The organism is Aromatoleum toluvorans (assembly GCF_012910905.1).
GTDB lineage: Bacteria > Pseudomonadota > Gammaproteobacteria > Burkholderiales > Rhodocyclaceae > Aromatoleum > Aromatoleum toluvorans.
Genome location: NZ_WTVN01000010.1, coordinates 1 through 15,975 on the forward strand (window position 1 = coordinate 1; position 15,975 = coordinate 15,975).

A 15,975-nucleotide genomic window follows, 5' to 3' on the forward strand; every position below is an offset into this window, starting at 1 on the left:
ACTTATGCTCCACGCTTCCTTCCCACGCTCGGTCGCCCTCGCGCAGTTGCGCTTCACTTCGTTCGCTGTGATCAACTTACGGTGGGACTTGCACCCACAGGAGTGCGCCCATGCTGGGCGCACAAAAAAACCCGTCGCGGACCGATGGTCCGGGACGGGTTTGGTGCGCGTACCTACCGGTTCAGCAGAGCGCGCGACGCGGTACGCTCATCACACTCCCGTAAGTGGCCTCGCCCCTCGCAGCCATGAGCGCGAGTTCGGCGGTCGAGGCCGGCAGGATCGTGTCCTGCGCGTCGTGGCTCTCGTCGGCGATGAACACCTCGCGCCGTCCGCGGGCCCCGCGCGGCACCGGCTCGATGGTCCGCTCGCTGCTCGGCGGCACGCCGAAAAAACCGCGGTAGCACTTCGAGAAATGCGGCGTCGACACGAATCCGCAGGCGGTGGCGACTTCGATGATCATCATCGAGGTCTGCCGCAGCAATTGTCGCGCGCGGTTGATGCGGATCGTCAGGTAATAGCGCGACGGCGAACAGTTCAGGTGCTTGAGGAAGAGCCGCTCCAGCTGCCGCCGTGAAATGCCGGCGATTGCGGCCAGGTCCTCGAGCTCCAGCGGTTCCTCGATGTTCGCCTCCATCAACGCGACGATCTCGAGCAGTTTGGGCTGCGAAGTTCCCAATACGTGGCGCAGCGGGATGCGCTGCTGCTCCTGATCGTTGCGGATGCGCTCGCACATGAACATTTCGGAGATCGCGCCCATCAGCTCGCGCCCGTGCTGCTTGCCGATCAGGTTCAGCATCATGTCGAGCGGGGCCGTCCCGCCGGACGCCGTGAGGCGGTTCGCCTCGATCGTGAACAGGCGGTTCGTCACGAGCACTTTCGGGAAGGCTTCCTGCAAGCCCGAAATGCATTCCCAATGAATGCTCGCGCGGTAACCGTCGAGCAGCCCGGCCTGCGCGAGCGCCCAGGTGCCCGTGCACACGCCGCCGATCAATGCGCCGCGGCGCGCCTGGGCCTGCAGGAAACCCAGATGGGACTTGCGGATCGCCTGCTGCTGCGCGACGCCGCCACACACGATCACGATGTCCAGATCGTTTGCGGCATCCATGGGTGCATCCGGCAGGATGCGCTGGCCATCGCTCGCGCGCACCGGCTCGCCGTTCTCACTCAGCGTGAACCACTGGTAATGCTCTTCCCCGCTCAAGTGATTGGCCATGCGCAAGGGCTCGATGGCCGAGGAATGCGCGATCAACGTGAAATTGTCGAGCAGCAGAAAACCGATTCGCGTCGGCCCCGCCCCGATACCCCGCTCCGCGACCCTGCCTGCGGCCGCGCTATGGCGCTCGTCTTTCATTACCCCTCCTCCAGCGACAACTTTGTCCCAAGCAGGCCGATCTTTTTGCCGGCCTTGTCGTTTGAATGCCCTCGCACACCGCCCGTGTGCGCCTGGCGTCGCTCGCCCGAAAGTCATACTTGAACTTTCCCGGAGCCATTGCATGCGGTCGTTTCCGACGGGGAAATAGTGACACTGCGCGCAGGGCTAATCAACTGCGCGGAGCCTTTCGGCTTGTCCCATTACGACAGGTTTTTTGTCGAACGCGACATGCGGCCTCGGCGGGTCCCGTGCGTGCGCGACTGAGGCGAGACTGAGCGGACAAATAGTTCTGCTACGAAGGAAGTGGTGAGAACTCCAGGCAATCAATTTGCCCGCGGTGCAGCAATGTTCCCCTTGCGACCTTCGGCATTCTCCCTGCGTCGCGGCTATTGAACCCGAACCGGCACTCCTGTTTCATCTGCCGGCGCCTCGACGTCAACTCTCGCGCGCGCAACCTGCCCCTTGAGTTTTCCTGCGAGCCAATCGGGTCGGCCGCGCATGTTCGATTCAAGGGATCCCGATGATGCCGGCCGTCGCAATAACGGGATTCACTGCGACAAGAGGAATGGCGTTTCGACTCAAGCACGTGGCCGGAGTTTTCCATAACTACACAACAACGAGATTCAACCAAGGAGGAAGATCAATGAAGTCTTTGAAGCGTTCATCGTCCGCGTCGCTTATGGTCGTCGCCACCTGTCTTTCCCTGTCGGCCTCGGGGGCACTGGCACAGGCTGCGGACTCTCCCCTCAAATTCGACGGAGCCGTGCGGATCCGGGCCGAGCACCTCAGCTGGAATCCCGATCGCAAAGGGACGCTCGAATTCGACACGATCCGGCTTGGTTACACATATGACGACGGCCGCTTCATCTCATCGGGCCGCGAACGCTATTACCACTACTCGACTCGTCAGACCGGCGCCGACGAGGGGGCCAGCCTGTTGATGAATGAATACCTGTGGGCCGGCCTGCGATTCTCGGACAAGAGCGAAGTTCACATCGGCCAGGATCTGGTTCCCTTCGGGACCGGGCGTTACGCTTCGCACAATTTCTTCGAATCGATGGCGTACTACGCGGGTTACGAGGACACCTTCGCGCTGGGCGTGAAGTACACGCGCAAGGACGGCGGCCTGAGCACGGCACTGGGCTTCTTCCCGTCCGACGGTGGCCATCTGCTCGGTGCCACGGACAATACCTCGGTGCTCGACGGGTACGACTCGCTCCGCTTCAGCAACCACCTGATGAAGCCTTACGGGCGGGAGGAGCGGAACACCTTTGTCGGCCGGGTGGCCTACGAATTCGAGATCGGCGGCGGCAAATCGGAGATCGGCGTTTCCGCACTCAATGGCCAGCTCGCCGCGACCGACTCCGCACTGTCCAAGGGCCGACGCAATGCCCAGGCGATTCATTACACCGGCGAATTCGGCAATTTCGGCGTAAAGCTCGAGACCATCCGCTACCGCAACAATTTTTCCGGAAACGGCTCGGTCAATGGCAACTGGTGGACGGCATGCAACAACGATTGCGTCATCATCGGCTCGTACGGCTTCACCAATCGTCTGGCGGCCAAGGGCAATATCGATATCGTCAGTCTCAGCTACAAGATTCCCGGCTCGATCGGGCCGTTCAGCAACTTCCGCGTTTATAACGACTGGAGCCAGTTGAGGAAATCCGCGTCCGGCTTTCAACGCAGCACCCAGAACGTGACGGGCGTCGAATTCGGCAGCGGAGGCTGGTGGATCATGCTCGACTTCGCCTACGGCAAGAACCAGCCTTATCTCTCACCGGTCTTTGGCGAGGCACTGGCCGCCGGCCGCTCGTCCGACGCATCGGGAAGGCGCTTCAACGCCAGCATCGGCTACTACTTCTGAGCGCAGCCGAAAAGCCTGAAAAAGCCGATTCGAATCAGAAGCGATTGTCGCAGTGGGCGGCAATCGCTTTTTCTTTTTTCGGCGAGCGATCGGTCGAAAACGGTCTGCCCTGCCCCGCCGGATCGGCATGGCGCAATTCGCTAATCCCGGGTCGCATCGTGTCATGTCGGCCCCCACCTCCCTCCGCATACTCACAACGACGATGTGTCCGGAACCACACCATGGAGAGCGAGACAATGATTACCACCGAAACCCGCCGGCGCGGCGGTCGCAGCGGAAGCGAGGCACGCCGGGCGGCGCGCTCACGCGGGCAAGGCGCGAGTGTGCCGTACGTCACCCGCAAGGTTCCCTTCTACGAAGTGCTCAACGAAGAAGGGCTCTCGATCATCGAGCACAACGCCGACACGATCCTCGAGGAAATCGGCATCGACTTCCGCGATGACCCGGAAGCGCTGCAGATCTGGCGCGACGCGGGGGCCGACGTGCAGGGCGAACGGGTGCGCATGCCGCGCGGCATGTGCCGCAAGCTGATCCAGGAGAATGCGCCGCGCGAGTTCACGCAGATCGCCCGCAACCCGGAACGCAGCGTGCGCATCGGCGGCGCCAACACGGTCTTCGTGCCTGCCTATGGCTGCCCCTTCATCCACAACCTCGACGACGGACGCCGCTACGGCACCATCGAGGACTTCCGCAATTTCGTGAAGCTCGCCTACCTGTCGCCCAGTCTCCATCACTCGGGCGGCACGATCTGCGAGCCGGTCGACCTGCCGGTCAACAAGCGGCACTTCGACATGGTCTACAGCCACATGAAGTATTCCGACAAGTGCTTCATGGGCTCGGTGACCCACCCCGATCGCGCGAAGGACACGGTCGAGATGGCGAAAATCCTGTTCGGCGACCAGTGGATCGACCCCGAGACGGGCCGGCCGCGCACCGCGGTGATCAACCTGATAAACGCCAACTCGCCGATGACCTTCGACGACACGATGCTCGGCGCAGCAAAGGTCTATGCGCGCAACAACCAGGCCTGCGTCGTCACCCCGTTCATCCTCGCCGGCGCGATGTCGCCGGTGACCGTCGCCGGCACGGCCGCGCAGACGCTCGCCGAGGCGATGGCCGGCATGGCCTTCGTCCAGCTCGTCAATCCCGGTGCGCCGGTGGTGTTCGGCAGCTTCGCGAGCTCGATGTCGATGCAGTCCGGCGCGCCGACCTTCGGCACGCCCGAACCCGCACTGGTGCTGTACGTGATGGCCAACCTCGCGCGCCGCCTCGGCGTGCCCTTCCGCTCGGGCGGCTCGCTCACGGCCTCGAAGGTCCCGGACGCGCAGGCCGCGAGTGAAAGCGCGAACACCCTGCTGCCGACCGCGCTCGCGGGCGTGAACTTCGCGCTGCATACCGCGGGCTGGCTCGAAGGCGGTCTGGCGATGGGCTACGAGAAGTTCATCATGGACGCCGACCAGGCCGGCATGATGCAGATCCTGATGGGCGGCGTCGATCTGTCCGAAAACGGCCAGGCGATGGATGCGATCCGCGACGTCGGCCCGGGCAAGCACTTCCTCGGCTGCGCCCACACCCAGGCGAACTTCGAGAACGCCTTCTACCGCTCACCCATCGCGGACAACAACAGCTTCGAGCAATGGGACGCCGAGGGCCGCCTCGACATGGCCCAGCGCGCCAACGCGCGCTGGAAGAGGATGCTCGCCGAGTACGAGGCGCCCGAGCTCGACCCCGCGGTCGACGAGGCCCTGCAGGCCTACATGCGTCGGCGCAAGGAGTCCTTCCCCGACTCGAATACCTGAACGACGACCGGCCCGACGCGCCGGCGATTGCGTGACGTGTCGGCAATCGGGATAATTTGTCCCGTCACAGCAAAACGGAACACGGTGCAAATCCGTGGCGGGCCCGCCGCTGTAATCGGGGACGGATGCCGCACATGCCACTGCCCAGGGGAAACAGACCCGGCGGGAAGGCGCGGCGAATCCGGCTGATCCGAAAGCCAGAAGACCTGCTGTGACGTGGTACAGGGAGCCTATGGACAGGGCTTCGCGGTTGCATTCCGTCGGGATGCGGCCGCGAGGCCCTTTTTCTTTTTCCATTACCGGATGAATCGGATGCATTCTGAATTTTCCTTGCTTGCCCCGGATCGGGCATTGGCCGCTGCCCTGCAGCAAAAGATCGATCGCAAGACCAAACCGCTCGGCGCCCTCGGCCTTCTGGAAGGCCTCGGACTCAGGATCGGGCTGGTGCAGCAGAGCCTCACCCCCGCGCTCAGGAACCCTCACGTGATCGTCTTCGCCGGCGACCATGGTGCGGCCAGGGCGGGCGTGTCGGCCTACCCGCAGGACGTGACCTGGCAGATGGTCGAGAATTTCCTGGCCGGCGGCGCAGGCATCAATGTTTTTGCCCGCCAGAACGGCCTCGGGCTGACCGTGGTCGATGCCGGCGTGGCGCATGATTTCGGGCCGCGCCCGGGGCTGGTCGACGCCAAGATGGGGCCGGGAACGAAAAATTACCTGGAAGAGCCGGCGATGACCCGGGCCGAGTGCGCCACCGCCATGCAGCGTGGCGCCGGCATCATCCGCACGCTGGCCGCGGACGGCTGCAATATCGTCGGCTTCGGCGAAATGGGCATCGGCAACACCGCCGCCGCCTCGCTCATTACCCACTGCCTGACCGGAACGCCGCTGGCTGATTGCATCGGGCGCGGCACCGGCCTCGACGACGCCGGCGTTGCCCGCAAGCACCAGTTGCTGGAAAAGGCCCTCGCCCGCACCGGCAGGGTGGACGATCCGCTGTCGGTGCTTGCCGAATTCGGCGGCTTCGAAATCGCCATGATGGCGGGGGCCATGTTGGCGGCCGCCCGAGCCGGGATGGTGCTGCTGATCGACGGTTTCATCGTCGGCTCGGCCGCCTTGACGGCCGCCCGCCTCGCCCCGGCCATCACCGAGTACTGCATCTTCTGCCACCGTTCGGCCGAACCCGGCCACGTTGCCCAGCTGACTGCCCTCGGTGCGCAACCGCTCATCGACCTCGGCTTGCGCCTGGGCGAAGGGACCGGTACTGCGCTTGCCTATCCACTGGTGCAGGCAGCCGTCAATTTTGTCAATGAGATGGCGAGCTTCGAGTCGGCTGGCGTTTCAGACAAGGAGTGATGTGGGGAGTCCTGACTGCCCGGCGTTCAATCCAGAATTCCGAGCAGTCTTGCCCGGTCGACAGCGTGCCGCCGATTCGCTGCATTCAGTTTCGACAGCAGGTTCCTCATATGCCACTTGATCGTTTCGGGGCCGACGTCGAGGATGTTGGCGATTTCCTTGTTCGTGCGCCCGTGCGCGAGCGCACCGAGGATCTCCATTTCCCGCGCCGACAGCTGTGCGGCGCGCTGTTTGGCGGCAGCCGCTTTCGGCGCGGTCGTTTCCGGCATCCAGCCGACGCGGCAGCGCTCCGTGGCGCGTTCGACGAACGCCGCAGAGATGCCCGCCACGGTGCCGCCGGAGCGGTCGAGTTCGGGCAGCACGTCGAGTGCGCCGGGCCAGTCGTCGGCGAGCACGCGCACGAGGCCGAACGACTCCGCGAGACTCAAGGCTTCGGCGAGCAGCCGCGGGCCTTCGTCGTCGTCGCGCAGCCCGCTCGAGCGCAGGATGCGGACAGCGAGTTGGTCCCGGCCGCGCCGTAGCCGCGCGGCGATCTCGGCGGCATGGTCGAGCGCCGCGAGTGCGGCAGTGTCTTCATGGTCGAGCAAGGCGACGCGCGCGGCAGCGATCTCGCGGATCAGCCGCAGCTCCGCTTCGAGGCCTCGGTCGGGGCGCGCGGGATCGCCGACGATCGTGTCGAGAGCGTTCATCAGCATCCGGCACGATACGAGCCGGTTGCGCACTGCGTGCTGGCGAATCTGCTCGCCCAGGCTCGCCGCTACGAGGCGCGGCTGGCCGCGCAGTTCGCCGATCGCGGCGAGGCTGTTGAGCGCGTCGAACGCCTTGCCTTCACTGCCCTTCTGGCTCTCGTAGCGCGCGAGGGTCAGGTACGCGAGGATCACTGCGTCGGGCAGCGCCGCCTGCTCGATCAGGTCGAGGCGGTTTGCGAGCAGCGCGCGGGACTCGTCCTCGGCGCCGAGTTCCCAGTTTGCCGCCGCGAGCCCCGCGGCGTGGATCGCCGCCGGCATCGAGCGCCAGCCCGTCGTGGCTTCGGCGCGCTCGAGCGCAGCACCGAAGACCGTCGCCGCCTCCCTCGCCTGCCCTTCAACCAGGTAGCTCAGGCCGACGGCAAACGCGCCGTAGATGGAATCGTAGAAGCTGCGCGCGACGCGTCCGTGGCCGTCCGAGATCTGCTGGTAGTAGCGCGCCCGCTCGGGAAAACCGCTATGGATGGCGATGAAGGACAGCGTGTTGCAATACAGCGGCCCGAGGGCGGGATCGTAGCTGTCGATGCAGCCGCGCGCGCGCTGGTAGTCGTCGCAGTGGATCGCCGCCGCCGAGCGCACGATATTCGCCTGCAGGATGACTTCCGGTGTGACGCCGGGCCGAGCGAGGATCACGTCAACGAGCCGCTCGGCGTCCTGCGGCCGGTAGCACAGCGCGCACGCCCACGCGGCGGTGAGCTGGATTCCCTCGTGCCGCGTGAACTCCTCGGGCGGCAGGCGGTCGAGCCACGCCAGCACCTCGACGATGCGCCCCTGCACGCCGAGGTAGCGCACGCGCTTCTCGATCCAGTCCATCGCCTGCGCACGCAATCCGCCCAGGAACGCGTGCTCGGCCGCATGTTCCAGCATGTCGTGCGCAGCGAACCATTCGGCGGCCTTTGCGTGCAGCGCCCGCCGCTCGTCGGCCGGCAACTCCTTGGCAAGGCTCGCGAGGTATTCGCGGAACAGCGGATGCATCCGGTAGACGTCGCCGCCGTCGACGGACATCACGAGGCCGGTCTGCTGCTCGAGCCGTGCGAGGATCTCGGCCGCGTCGACTCCCCCGCCGAGCGCCGCGCACAGGCTCGGATGCAGGGTCTCGAGCAGCGACGCGCGCACGAGCATCGCGACAGCGCTCCCATCGAGACTTTCGAGCACGAACTGGGAGAAATAGCGTGCGATATCGCCTGTAGCGCCGGACAGTCCTGCGACCGTGCCGGCGACGTCGCTGCGTCTGGCCATTGCAGAGGTGACGATCTGCAGCGCCATCGGCCACCCTTCGGTGCGCTCGTGCAGCCGTGCGCAGGTCTCGATGTCGATGCCGTCGCCCAGCCGCCGACGCAGGAAGGCAGCGGTGTCCTCGAGGCGCAGTCGCAGGTCCTCGGTGACGAACTGCGTGTAGAGTCCGTGCGCACGCAGCTCCTCGACCGGGAACGGCGGGTCGGTGCGCGAGCTGACGACGAGGTGGAAATTCGGCGGCGCGTTCGTCACCAGGTAATAGATGAAGTCGATCGCGTTGCGGTCGGCAAGCTGGTGCAGGTCGTCGATCAGGAGATAGGTCGGACGTGCGAGCTCGTGCATCTGCACGAGCAGTTCGCTCGCGGCCCAGAGATCCGCGCCAGCCTGGTCGAACGCGCACGCCGGCAGTTCGAGCCCGACGGCGGTGCTCAGCGAAGCGAGCACCGCCGCTGCGACGCTCGCACCGTCGTCGGTCGCCTCGATCGTCAGCCAGCCGACAGCCCCGCCGTCCGCGAGCAGCTCGCGGCGCAGCTGCACGAGCAGCGAGGTCTTGCCGAAACCTGCAAGCGAGGTCACCGCGACGAGCGGTTGCTCGACTGCCTCGCGCAGCTGCGCGAGGAGGCGCGGCGGCGCGACCGCCTGCTTCGCCGAATGCGGCGGCATCGTCTTCAGGGCGAGACGATACGGGATGACGGCGGCGCTCTTCTTCATTGGCTCAGGGTGATCGGCTGTGTTCAGGACATCCTAGGACCGAGCGCAATCGCCGGCCACGCCGGATGCATCAGCGCCACGGGCCGCGCCGCGTGCGCGAAAGCGTTCGACGGCCTCGTTGAACTCCGCGATCGACTCGGCGCTGACCTTGGTACCGCATTCGTAACACGTGTCGTTGATGCGGTCGAACCAGCGGCAGCCGCACTGATCGCAGGCGAGCTCGGGTGCGCCGGCGGGATTGTGGAAGATCATCGGCAGGCTCCGAGGAAGGCGAGGCCGAGCGTGTCGAGGAATTCCTCGTAGCCCGCGTCCTGCAATTCGAACTTCGTGCGCAGCACGAAGAACATGATATGCCCCTGCCGGATCAGGCGCTTGATCAGCGAAAGCGTGTCCGCGCCGAGACTCGCGCGCATTGCTTCGAGCGCCTCGTCGTCGGCGACGAACAGCAGATCCACGCGCGCCTCCTGGAAGCCCGAATAGCGCATCAGGCCGGCCGTCATGCCGCTGCCGTCGTTGATCCATTTCATCATCGGCACGTCGCCCGCCGCTTCGACGAGCCCGGCGACGTGCTTGCCGGGCTGGATGCCCGAGCCGCTCCTCGGCACGAAACCGACCGAGGAACCTTCGACCATGTCGGTGAAGAGCACGGCGTACCGGTCGAGCATCGTCTGCCACGGCGCCATGTCGCCGAAAGGGTCCGCGGCCGTCGCCGGTGCTTCCGCTTCCAGTTCAATCTGCATGCTTGCCTCCGTCAGTGGCCCGCCGGTTGCCGTCCGCGGGAAGGGAAAGACCATCGGGTGCGATTTCCGGCACGGGCTGGCAATAGCGCCCGAGGCCGTCACGGATGTCCGCGGGGATCGGTACCGACTTCATCGTCTCGAGGTCCATCGTGACGAGCGTCTGCCGGGCCCGCAGGCGCAGCTCGTCGCCGACCCGGCCCTGCACGTCGAGACCGATCGAGCTTTCGCCGATGCGCGTAACGGTGAGCCCGAGCACGAGCGCGTCGCCCATCCGGCTGGGCCGCGTGAAGGTGCAGTCCATGCGCACAGTGGGAATTCCGAGCCGGCGCGTCAGGATCATGTCCGCGAACGAGGTGCCGAGCCCGTCCGCGAGCCAGTCCTCGACAAGCCCGTTGAGAAGCACGAAGTACTGCGGATAGAACACGATGCCGGCCGGGTCGCAATGCGCGAAGCGCACCAGCACCTCGCGTTCGAACATCGCCGGGCGTGCCGGAGCCGATGTCCTGGCTCCGGCATCGCCAACGAGCGCGATCGCGTTGCTGAGGTCTGTCATCGTGGTATCTCCCTTGCGCGTGGTCATGGACTCAATGTATCCACGCGCCGCCTCGGGCGCCCCCCCCACCCGGTATGGCTCCACCCGTCACGGCGTCTTCGTGAAATCCGGCTTGCGCTTCTGCTGGAAGGCCGTGATGCCCTCGCGGGCAGCGGCGGTGCAGGCACTGTCGCCCCATGCGAGGTAGCCGATCTCCAGCGCCTCCGCGAAGGTCGACGCGGCTGCCGCGGCACGCACGGCCCGTTCGAGGATGCCGATGACCTCGGCACTCAAGGGTTGACCGCTGACCGCCTGTGGCGCGATCGGATCGAGTTCCGCAATCGGCACCGCGCCGTCGGGGATGCCGCCCACCTTGCCGTCCAGCGCCTTCACTCTGGCGGCTGCCGCCCGGACCAGCGCCTGGTAGTCCCGGGCAAGTCCGTCGATCACGCCCAGTTCGAACGCCCGCGTCGCCTTCAGCCGCTCGGCCCGGCGCAACATGCCATGGAATTCGGCCGATGCCTGCGGCCAGCGCCGATACGGCACGACCATCGCGCCGATGCCGTGGACGATGCCGAGCGTGATTTCGGGCATCTGCATCCACGCGCTTTCCAGGGCGACAATGCCGTGGCAGCGCATTGCCAGCTCGAAACCGCCTCCCAGGGCCATGCCGTTGATCGCGGCGACGACCGGTTTCTTCATCTGATCCAGATGCACGAGCAGCCGCGAGCAGTCGCGCGCATACTGCGCCGATGCCGGCGCGTCGCCGAGCATGTTCACGAAGCGCCCGATGTCGCCGCCGGCGCAGAAGGCCCGGTTGCCGTAGCCGACGAGGACGAAGCCCGACACCGCGGGATCGTTCTCGAAGCGCCGGATGACCGACAGGATCTCGTCAGTCATTTCGTCGTGGAGCGCGTTCAGCGCCTCGGGGCGGCGCAGCGTGATGACCTTGACGTCGCCGATGTCATCGACGAGCACGTGGCGCAGGAAGCCCTGATAGTCGCCGAGCCCCTTCCGTGCGGCCGGCATGCCGCGCCGCTCGTTGCAGAAGCGGGCGAGCATGCGGCCGGATTCTGCCTCGCCCATGTCGCGCATCAGTTCGAGCGGCCCCTTCTTGAACCCGAGCGCCTGGCGGCAACCGAAATCGAGGTCGGCCGGTTCGCCGATGCCGCGGTCGAGGATGTCCACGGTTTGCGAAAACAGCACGCCGAGCAGGCGATCGCGCACGCGCTCGACCACGTTCGGCGCGACCGCGACGGACTTTCCGGGCGGCGCCGTCAGCCAGCGGTCCACCGAGCGGAACACCGGCGCCGGCCGGTAATGCTCGCCCTCGAGTTCGGCTTGCAGCGTGTTGGTCTCGGTGATGATCGGGTTGCCGTTCGCCAGGTTCAGCACGAAGAACGGCCCGGCGTGCACGAACTCGCCGGCGACGCTGTCGATTTCCGCCGCCGTCGCGCCGTCGAGCAGCAGCGCCGACTCGTTGCACCAGTTGTCGAAGATGCGGTCGAGCATGAAGCACGCGACGTCCTCGGTCACGAGCGGCACCTTGCCGGTCTCGCAGAACACCCAGCGCAGGTATTCGACGACGACCGGGTCGGTGCGCGCCCAACCGACGACCTCGACGACCGGATTCTTCCACGCCGGCGCGAAGAAATGCGTGACGGTGGCACGCTCGGGGTGCTCGAGTTCGGCGTAGATCAGGGCGGCGGGCAAGGAGCTCGTGTTCGACGTGATCAGCGCGTCGACGCGAACGACTGCCTCGACCTGCGCGAAGATGCGGCGCTTGAGCGCCAGGTCCTCGGTCGCGGCTTCCAGCACCCAGTCTGCCTCCGCCAGATCCTTGTAATCCAGCGTGCCGACCACGTTTGCCGTGACCGCGGCGGCTTCCGCCTCGCTCATCTTGCCTTTCGCGACCGCTTTGGCCGCGTAGTCCGCAAAGCGCTGCAGCGCCCGGTCGAGCGCGGCCTGGGCGACGTCGACGAGGATCAACTTCAAGCCCGGCAATGCGCTCTTCAGGTAATAGCCGATGTCCGGACCTATCGTGCCGGCACCGATTATCGCGACGGTGCGCGGCAGCGGGCGCTGCGGCGTGGCGAGCAGCGGATTGGCGAAACGGGTGACCATCAGGGAGCCTCCTTCGGTAGTCTCAAGCGGCGTGCCGTCTTTGCGGCGCGCATCCTTGTCGGCCGACCTTACGGCGCCGGCCGGCGAACTCCTCTGGGGCACCCTTTTCAGGGCGATCGGCGCAGTCCAGCCGCCGTTTTGTTTTAATGTATACAGTATCCGGTGCACTGAAGAAAAAAAGCAACCGCTCCGGGCGCCCGGAATGAAACGACGCCATGGGATCGGCGGATATCTTCAGAAAGACGACGGAGGCTTGGACGCAACACCGGGCGATTCCACACCGCGGCGCAGCATGTCGACCACCGCGGCGGCGATCTCGTCGGTCGAGCGCCGGCCTTCGCGATACCACACGTGCACCCAGTTCAGGACGCTCAACACCGTCAGGCGCAGCAGGCTGCGGTCGACGTCCGGCGCGAGCGGCAAGGCATCGATGAGACCGCGGTAGACGTTCTCGTAGGCCTCACGCATCGGCCGGATCCGCGCGAAGAGTTCCGGGTTGCCCGTCATCGCAAGGCTGTGGCCGGTGACGCGGTCGATGTAGCTGCCGCTGGTGATCGCAGCGATGTGCGCCTGGCAGACGCGGGTGAGTCGCTCCCAGGGGTCACTGGCACCCGTCAGGGCCTCAGCGACGGCGGCCATCAGGCGCCGGAAGCCTTCCCCGTGCACGGCGAGATAGAGCTCGTCCTTTGATGCGAAATAATGGTAGATCGACCCGGGCAGGAGCCCGACCCGGCTGGCGATGTCACGAATGGAAGTGCTGTCGTAGCCCTGCTCCGCGAAGAGCGCGGCCGCCGCATCGAGGATCACCTGGCGACGGTCGAGCGGCTCGCCATCGGTTGCGGCGTCGCCGGCGACGAGCTGCGCAGCGAGCGCCCCACGTTCCAGCAGTCCGCGCTGCGTGTCGGTGAGCGTCGCAACGCCCTCGCGCGACGCTTGCGCGATCGCCCGCAAGCGCTTCACGGTGGTCTCGAGGTCGTGCTTCTGCCAGATGTAACGCACCCCCGACGGCGAAACCGCGAGTCCGTCACGCCGCAGCCGGGCGGATACCGCCGCCTGGCCCAGTTCGGGCTCGTCACGAGCGAGTCGAAGGATCGCGGCCTCGACGTCCGGGGCGCGACGATCTTCACCGTGGCAGGCATCCAGGCTCATGCGCGTCACTCGATTGATTGGACATCCATCATAGCCAAGCCACCGCCGTGGCAGCAAACTGCAGGAGCGGCTTCCGTCTGCGGGGAGTTCCGAATGGGACTTCTACGACGCGCAGCCGAAGCCGTCCGCTGTCGCCGTCCTCGAATGGGCACTTTACACCTTAAAAAATACTGTATACAGTACACATCAACTCGAAAGCCGCCGCTAACAACGAACCCTCGAAAGGCTCCAGGAAATGGTCTCCACGCTTCAGCCCGTCGAACGCCCCCTCGCTCTCGGTGAACGGGTCTATCACACCTTGCGCGATCACCTGCGCAGTGGTCAGATCGTCGCGGGCCAGCCGCTGCAGGAAGTCCAGCTCGCCGAAAAGCTCGGCGTCTCGCGCACCCCCGTGCGCGAAGCGCTGCGGCGCCTCGCGAGCGAAGGCTTGCTCGTGTCCGACAATCGCAGCTTCGTCGTGCCGGCGCTGACGCTACAGGATGTCCACGACATCTACGAGATCCGCTTCCTCATCGAACCGGCTGCGATCCGCAGCATCGCTCCGCTCACACGCTCGGCCGAGCACCGCCGCGGCATCGAAGACGCACTGGCGGCGACCGCCCGCGCGCACAAGGCCGGCGACGCCGCAGCGTTCCGTGAGGCGACGATCTGCTTCCGTGCCGCGTGGCTCGCCCTGGTGCCGAATCCGCGGCTCGTGCGCATCGTCGAGCAGTACGCCGATCACATGCAACGCATCCGCACGCTGACGCTCGATGACCCGGAGATCCGCACGATCGTGCTGCGCGGCCTGAACCGCATCTCCGCCGCACTGGCTGCGGGCGACGGCGACACCGCCGCGACGGCCATGCTCGAACACCTCGTCGAGGCAAAGCGGGCGTTCATCGCTGCCGTCGGCCTCACTGAAGACGGCCAGGCCTGACCCGGGCGATCGCCGTTTGTACCTTAGAAGAAAAAATACCGGAGACCGCAGACGATGACCCGCTACACGGCCGAAATTCCCTACGGCGCCTACTGGAGCACGCCCTTCGCGCGCTGGCAGGGCAGCTTCGCGTCGCTGCACAGCGTGCGCTTCGCCGCGCATGTGGCGAAGCGTGAGCTGGCGAAGCGGGACATCGACCCGCAGGTCATCGACTACGGCGTGCTCGGGTTCTCGGTGCCGCAGCAGCACGCGTTCTACGGCCTGCCGTGGCTCACCGGCCTCGTCGGCGCGACGCGTGCGGGCGGGCCGACGATGATGCAGGCCTGCGCGACCGGCGTGCGCACCCTGCTCGCCGCGGCGCAGGAGATCGAGGCCGGCATGGCCGAGGTCGCGCTTGCGGTGAACTGCGACCGCACGTCGAACGGCCCGCACCTCTATTACCCGAATCCTCGCGGCGCGGGCGGTACGGGCACATCCGAGAACTGGGTGCTCGACAACTTCGGCTGCGACCCGCTCGGCGGGCACTCGATGCTGCAGACGGCGGAGAACGTCGCGACGAAGCATGGCGTCGGAACCTCGCAGCAGCACGAGCTGGTGCTGCTGCGCGAGGCGCAGTACGCCGACGCGCTGAAGGACGATTCCGCCTTCCTGCGTCGCTTCATGACCCTGCCCTTCGAGGTGCCGAACGCCGATTTCCGCAAGGTCGCGAGCACGCTCGACGGCGACGAGGGCGTGTCGCGCTCGACGGCCGAGGGTCTCGCGAAGCTGAAGCCGGTCGCGAACGGCGGGACGGTCACGTTCGGCGCCCAGACGCATCCGGCGGACGGCAACGCGGCGATCCTCGTGACGACACCCGAGCGGGCGAAAGCGCTGTCGAAGGATCCGTCGATCGCTGTGCGGCTGCACGGCTTCGGCCTCGCGCGCACGGAGCTCGCGTACATGCCCGATGCGATGATCCCCGCCGCGCGCCGCGCGCTCGATCAGGCCGGACTCGCCATCGGGGACATGACGGCGATCAAGACCCATAACCCGTTCGCGGTGAACGATATTGTCTTCGCCCGCGAGACCGGCGCAAACCTTGATGCGATGAACAACTACGGCTGCTCGCTCGTGTGGGGTCATCCGCAGGCGCCGATGGGAACCCGCGCAATCATCGAGCTTATCGAGGAACTCGCGCTGCGTGGCGGCGGCTACGGCCTCTTCACCGGTTGCGCGGCAGGCGATACGGCGATGGCGGTCGTCGTCGAAGTCGGCGACCGGTAAGCGTTGCAGGCGCGTCGCGACAGCAACGCGCGGCAGTACGGATTCAGGCATCACCTCCCCATTCGGGGAGACACGAGAGGCGCAAAGCGCCCGGACGCAGCATCCCCAACCGGATTCGAACGAGTCAGAAGAGGCGCGCAAAGCGCCCGTGACCGAACTTGGAG

Annotated in this window: 12 protein-coding genes and 1 riboswitch; of the genes, 5 read left to right on the top strand and 7 right to left on the bottom strand. The window is 66.2% G+C overall.

The window, feature by feature from the left end:
* Positions 1-181: 181 nt before the first annotated feature.
* Complete coding sequence (gbdR, locus tag GPA22_RS08390; RefSeq protein WP_211169016.1) at positions 182-1,351, bottom strand: choline metabolism transcriptional regulator GbdR; 1,170 nt, start codon at positions 1,349-1,351, stop codon at positions 182-184.
* Between the two features lie 664 nt (positions 1,352-2,015).
* Here gbdR and GPA22_RS08395 point away from each other — a divergent pair.
* From GPA22_RS08395 to cobT, 3 genes are all read left to right on the top strand, one after another.
* Positions 2,016-3,239, top strand: coding sequence for a hypothetical protein (locus GPA22_RS08395; protein ID WP_169255644.1), 1,224 nt, complete (start codon positions 2,016-2,018; stop codon positions 3,237-3,239).
* 236 nt (positions 3,240-3,475) lie between these two features.
* On the top strand, positions 3,476-5,038 hold the full coding sequence (locus tag GPA22_RS08400) for a trimethylamine methyltransferase family protein (protein ID WP_169255645.1): 1,563 nt from the start codon (positions 3,476-3,478) through the stop codon (positions 5,036-5,038).
* 50 nt (positions 5,039-5,088) lie between these two features.
* Positions 5,089-5,266, top strand: a riboswitch (cobalamin riboswitch).
* An 84-nt stretch (positions 5,267-5,350) separates the two neighbouring features.
* Entirely contained in the window at positions 5,351-6,391 is a 1,041-nt protein-coding gene (gene cobT / locus GPA22_RS08405) for a nicotinate-nucleotide--dimethylbenzimidazole phosphoribosyltransferase (protein WP_169255646.1), read from the top strand.
* Between the two features lie 26 nt (positions 6,392-6,417).
* Here the strand turns inward: cobT and GPA22_RS08410 are convergent, their stop codons facing one another.
* The 6 genes from GPA22_RS08410 to GPA22_RS08435 all read right to left on the bottom strand — a co-directional run bounded on the left by GPA22_RS08410 (position 6,418) and on the right by GPA22_RS08435 (position 13,629).
* Complete coding sequence (locus GPA22_RS08410) at positions 6,418-9,084, bottom strand: LuxR C-terminal-related transcriptional regulator (protein WP_169255647.1); 2,667 nt, start codon at positions 9,082-9,084, stop codon at positions 6,418-6,420.
* A gap of 33 nt (positions 9,085-9,117) precedes the next feature.
* Positions 9,118-9,336, bottom strand: coding sequence for a cysteine protease (locus GPA22_RS08415; protein ID WP_169255648.1), 219 nt, complete (start codon positions 9,334-9,336; stop codon positions 9,118-9,120).
* Complete coding sequence (locus GPA22_RS08420; protein WP_169255649.1) at positions 9,333-9,824, bottom strand: hypothetical protein; 492 nt, start codon at positions 9,822-9,824, stop codon at positions 9,333-9,335. The genes GPA22_RS08415 and GPA22_RS08420 overlap by 4 nt, the downstream gene beginning before the upstream one ends.
* The gene (locus tag GPA22_RS08425) at positions 9,814-10,404 is read right to left on the bottom strand and encodes an acyl-CoA thioesterase (RefSeq protein ID WP_246264184.1); all 591 of its coding nucleotides are present in this window, start codon (positions 10,402-10,404) and stop codon (positions 9,814-9,816) included. The genes GPA22_RS08420 and GPA22_RS08425 overlap by 11 nt, the downstream gene beginning before the upstream one ends.
* Before the next feature lie 60 nt (positions 10,405-10,464).
* Positions 10,465-12,480 (bottom strand): 3-hydroxyacyl-CoA dehydrogenase/enoyl-CoA hydratase family protein, encoded by a 2,016-nt coding sequence (locus GPA22_RS08430; protein WP_169255650.1) that lies wholly within the window; start codon positions 12,478-12,480, stop codon positions 10,465-10,467.
* A gap of 234 nt (positions 12,481-12,714) precedes the next feature.
* Positions 12,715-13,629, bottom strand: a complete 915-nt coding sequence (locus GPA22_RS08435; RefSeq protein WP_169255651.1) for a TetR/AcrR family transcriptional regulator — start codon at positions 13,627-13,629, stop codon at positions 12,715-12,717.
* A 235-nt stretch (positions 13,630-13,864) separates the two neighbouring features.
* Here GPA22_RS08435 and GPA22_RS08440 point away from each other — a divergent pair, with 235 nt between their 5' ends.
* Both GPA22_RS08440 and GPA22_RS08445 read left to right on the top strand, forming a co-directional pair.
* Positions 13,865-14,548, top strand: a complete 684-nt coding sequence (locus GPA22_RS08440; RefSeq protein WP_169255652.1) for a GntR family transcriptional regulator — start codon at positions 13,865-13,867, stop codon at positions 14,546-14,548.
* A gap of 54 nt (positions 14,549-14,602) precedes the next feature.
* Positions 14,603-15,811 (top strand): thiolase family protein, encoded by a 1,209-nt coding sequence (locus GPA22_RS08445; protein WP_169255653.1) that lies wholly within the window; start codon positions 14,603-14,605, stop codon positions 15,809-15,811.
* The last annotated feature ends 164 nt before the right edge of the window (positions 15,812-15,975 follow it).

What these genes read in the sequence shown, in the direction of transcription:
- gbdR (WP_211169016.1), bottom strand. Translation starts at nt 1,351, where the DNA reads ATGAAAGACGAGCGCCATAGCGCGGCCGCAGGCAGGGTCGCGGAGCGG.
- GPA22_RS08395 (WP_169255644.1), top strand. Translation starts at nt 2,016, where the DNA reads ATGAAGTCTTTGAAGCGTTCATCGTCCGCGTCGCTTATGGTCGTCGCC.
- GPA22_RS08400 (WP_169255645.1), top strand. Translation starts at nt 3,476, where the DNA reads ATGATTACCACCGAAACCCGCCGGCGCGGCGGTCGCAGCGGAAGCGAG.
- cobT (WP_169255646.1), top strand. Translation starts at nt 5,351, where the DNA reads ATGCATTCTGAATTTTCCTTGCTTGCCCCGGATCGGGCATTGGCCGCT.
- GPA22_RS08410 (WP_169255647.1), bottom strand. Translation starts at nt 9,084, where the DNA reads ATGAAGAAGAGCGCCGCCGTCATCCCGTATCGTCTCGCCCTGAAGACG.
- GPA22_RS08415 (WP_169255648.1), bottom strand. Translation starts at nt 9,336, where the DNA reads ATGATCTTCCACAATCCCGCCGGCGCACCCGAGCTCGCCTGCGATCAG.
- GPA22_RS08420 (WP_169255649.1), bottom strand. Translation starts at nt 9,824, where the DNA reads ATGCAGATTGAACTGGAAGCGGAAGCACCGGCGACGGCCGCGGACCCT.
- GPA22_RS08425 (WP_246264184.1), bottom strand. Translation starts at nt 10,404, where the DNA reads ATGACCACGCGCAAGGGAGATACCACGATGACAGACCTCAGCAACGCG.
- GPA22_RS08430 (WP_169255650.1), bottom strand. Translation starts at nt 12,480, where the DNA reads ATGGTCACCCGTTTCGCCAATCCGCTGCTCGCCACGCCGCAGCGCCCG.
- GPA22_RS08435 (WP_169255651.1), bottom strand. Translation starts at nt 13,629, where the DNA reads ATGAGCCTGGATGCCTGCCACGGTGAAGATCGTCGCGCCCCGGACGTC.
- GPA22_RS08440 (WP_169255652.1), top strand. Translation starts at nt 13,865, where the DNA reads ATGGTCTCCACGCTTCAGCCCGTCGAACGCCCCCTCGCTCTCGGTGAA.
- GPA22_RS08445 (WP_169255653.1), top strand. Translation starts at nt 14,603, where the DNA reads ATGACCCGCTACACGGCCGAAATTCCCTACGGCGCCTACTGGAGCACG.